1 pseudogene is annotated in these 405 nt (G+C 44.2%); it reads right to left on the bottom strand.

What is annotated here, in order from left to right:
• Positions 1 to 81 precede the first annotated feature (81 nt).
• Positions 82 to 397 (bottom strand): annotated as a pseudogene (locus tag M3234_RS28980) (transposase); the annotation flags it as partial.
• Between the last annotated feature and the right edge of the window lie 8 nt (positions 398 to 405).

Raw genomic sequence — 405 nt, 5'->3', positions numbered from 1 at the left:
CGTTCCGCGCCTGCGGGGTCTCCCCTGTCCCGTACTCCCGCAGGAGTCTTCGCACCTTCCGCTCCAATCAACAGGAGATAATCAACCTGAAGTATTGCAACACACCTTTTCCAACCTGAATAAATGTATCGCACTCTTTTTCATGTTCTGGCAAGCTGCGGTTAGAAGCGCTTGCTCACTTGCTTTTTTTTCCTCGCAACCGGCAGTAGCGAAGCCCATGCAGCTCTTTGGAGTCTGCGAAGCTTCGCTCAATTTTTTCCTTTCTAAATTTATAAAGTTTTTTTCCTGATTTAGATAAGCGATTTACTCTTATCTTTTCCTTGTACTCCTCCCACTGATTCATCAATAGACACAAATTCAAATTCACTTTGGCTAGACTCTTTAGGCTTAAACATTGAATTCACC

The organism is Neobacillus niacini, from assembly GCF_023715785.1.
In the GTDB taxonomy this organism is placed as follows: Bacteria; Bacillota; Bacilli; order Bacillales; family Cytobacillaceae; genus Neobacillus; species Neobacillus niacini_E.
This window is presented reverse-complemented; position numbering and strand designations above follow the sequence as displayed.